The sequence below is a fragment of the Acidimicrobiia bacterium genome (assembly GCA_016650365.1).
Classification (GTDB): domain Bacteria; phylum Actinomycetota; class Acidimicrobiia; order Spongiisociales; family JAENVV01; genus JAENVV01.
This window is the reverse complement of sequence record JAENVV010000243.1, coordinates 1-2,764: the sequence shown is the minus strand read 5'-3', so window position 1 is coordinate 2,764 and position 2,764 is coordinate 1. Positions and strand designations below refer to the sequence as shown.

Here is a 2,764-nt window from a genome sequence, read left to right as displayed (position 1 = left end):
TGCCAGCCCGCCACCCCACCTACTACCAAGGGACCGGCTGCCAACCAACTCGGAGTGGTGCCGCCTAGAACGAGAGGCGCGACACCAAGTGCCAATTCCGCCACTACAGAGAGCCCCAGACCCAGGCGAACAAGAACCAAACTCAACACGGCAACGTATGGAGTCTCCGAGGTGTCGTGCACGTACAGTTCTGGCCGAATCATCGTCGCGCCTTTATGGGCAGGTCTCGCCTTGGTAATGTAGCTGAGAATCTCTGATGTTGCCCCGGCCGATCCATGGTTCCCCTTGGACGGCCGTTCCTACCTGGCACCGAACTGGTCGGCAGCTCGCTTCAGGGACATCCCGAAGACGATCTCCTCGAATCCTGACGCGTTCTCTTTGTCACACCCTATTGCACGACTCGCTCGCGAGTGTCGGGGCGCAAAGAAACAACTCAACTCACGGGTCGGGGCAACCGACTAATGAAGAAGGAAGATCTTGACAACCCCGCATAGGACGAAGCCGCGCAAGTCCCACCGTTCTTCTCGCGAACGCGAAAGGACATTACATGTGGGCCAAGATGACGGCGTCGGCTTCCGACGTGATGGTATTGCCTCTCTTGAACCAGCCTGTCCAGCTTCGCTCACGGTCAGATAGGGGTGCGCACGATCGGCGGGAAAGCCGCCTGAGCAGTCTGAGAATCCTGATCCGGGAAGGCTTATATCGGGTCCCGGCCGGAAAGGTCGCCGAGCGTATCGTGAGCGACCCGGCCTTCCTCGCCAAATGCACGACCCGGTCTGAACGATTTGCTGATCTCAGATGAGGGCGATGTCAAGGTCCCGCGCAGTCGGGCGCCTCATCCGGCGCTTTGAAACGTTGCTACCTGGCCGGGCTGCGGACGGATCGTCGGTCGGTCCGTTCATCGAGCGCAGTCGCGCCTCCTATGGGAGAACCCGGCTGTGGATGAACGCGACCGGGGCGGTGCTGCTTATCACGATCAGTTTGTTGCAGGGGTGGCCTCTAGGGTTGCTTTTAGCCGTTATGCCCGGGACGCTGGCAGTTGACGCCTTCTTTCGGCGGGGAAGTCGCACCGGTAGGCAAAATGGCCTGGTGGCCGACATCGTCGTGATGGGGGTTTCGATGGTTGCGATCGGTATCCCCGGTGTTGCAGCGGCGCTGGCGATCCTGGCAGCGTTCCTGGTTGCCATACTCCTCGACCGTCGGATGACAGTCCTTTTATCTGGCTACATCCTTGCTTGCGTAGCGACGGTCTCCGTGACCGATTCGTTTGAGATCGGGTGGTCCTTGGCGGTCCCCAAAGAGGCTCCTTGGGTGGTCCTCACCACCATGTTCGTATTCGTTGTGGTTTCGGTGGTGTCGCGTCGGGTGGTCGAGACGATCGGCGAGTTGGAGAGCCAGCGGGCCCAGTTCATGGGCGGGATAGTTCACGACCTCCGCAACCCGCTCACCGGTGTGGTCGGCGCCGCGGCGGTACTTCGTGATGTACGAGAGGACCTCAGCGAAGAAGAGGTAACAGAAATGATCGACATGATCCTCAGTCAGGCAGCCGATGCCAACCGGATGGTCGAAGACCTGCTTATGTCTGCCCGTCTTGACAATTCGAGCGTGATTTTGGAGACCAAGACCTTCGACATCGTGCAACTAGTCCAGGAAGTAGTCACTGTAATGTCGACAGGCGGAAACAGCACCGTCGATCTCGTTGCGCCTGACCGACTAATCCTGGCATGGGGCGACCCGATGCGGGTCAGTCAGGTCATCCGAAACCTGGTAAGCAACGCCTCCCGCTACGGCAACGGCCACATTCGTGTCATGATCGAGGACCGGCAAGATGTGGTAGCTGTCCAGGTTCTGGACGACGGGCCGGGGATCACCCAAGAAGACCAGGGGAGCCTCTTCGAGCCGTTCACCCGGGCGTCGCAGGGCCGCAAGCTCGAGGCGTCGGTGGGCCTCGGCCTGTCGGTGTCACGAAGGCTCGCCCGCCTCATGACAGGCGAGCTTGCCTACCGACGTGTCGGTGCTGAAAGCATCTTCGAGCTGACCATTCCGGCGCCGGCGCAATCGTCCAGTCCGAACATCGCGAGAATGAAAGCTATTACCACCGACCTTGCTGAGGTCTGGTTGGGCGACGACGGCGTTCTCCGAGTGGACTACCACCCGGGAGCCGGCCTCGACACTCTCGAGCACGCTATTGGCGTCGTCGCAGCATGCGCTACGATCGCGGACGGTCAGAAGCCGCCAGTCATGGTCATCACCGGCGGTGCCCGACCCGACAGCAAAGCCCGGAGGCTCTACACAACAGAGTTGCCCTCCATCGCCCACGCGGTCGCCATCGTCGTCGCAGGTGCACCCCTCGTGACCGGGACCGCCAACCTGATCGCAACCCGGATGAGCCACAACCTCTCCATCCGAGTCTTCGACAACCAGACCGAAGCCCTCGCATGGCTCACCCACCAACCAAACCCTGACACCCACCCCGCTCCACAAACCCACGAGACCGTCGCCGCCGACGCCCACTGATTCCGGCTCCTATCTCCCCATCCACGGCCTGAGAGAACCGCCACCAGAACGCCGCCCGGGCATAGTCCTGGTGCAGGTTGTGATACATGCGGCCCAGCTCAGTCATGACGCGCGTCCGCTTGGCCGGATCGTCCTTGTGCAGCGTCAACAGGTGATGCATCAGCTTCACCCCCTCGCGCCACTTGCCGGGGTTGGCGTTGATGATGTCCCAGACGTATTGCCCAACGTTCTTCTGATTATTCCAGCC

Annotated in this window: 1 protein-coding gene; it reads left to right on the top strand. The window is 61.0% G+C overall.

Translation table 11 applies throughout. The features are described from left to right. Positions 1-807: 807 nt before the first annotated feature. Entirely contained in the window at positions 808-2,517 is a 1,710-nt protein-coding gene (locus tag JJE47_13995) for a HAMP domain-containing histidine kinase (GenBank protein MBK5268536.1), read from the top strand. The last annotated feature ends 247 nt before the right edge of the window (positions 2,518-2,764 follow it).

Bases quoted from the DNA above. Each gene is read 5' to 3' on its own strand.
- JJE47_13995 (MBK5268536.1), top strand. From the start codon at position 808: ATGTCAAGGTCCCGCGCAGTCGGGCGCCTCATCCGGCGCTTTGAAACG.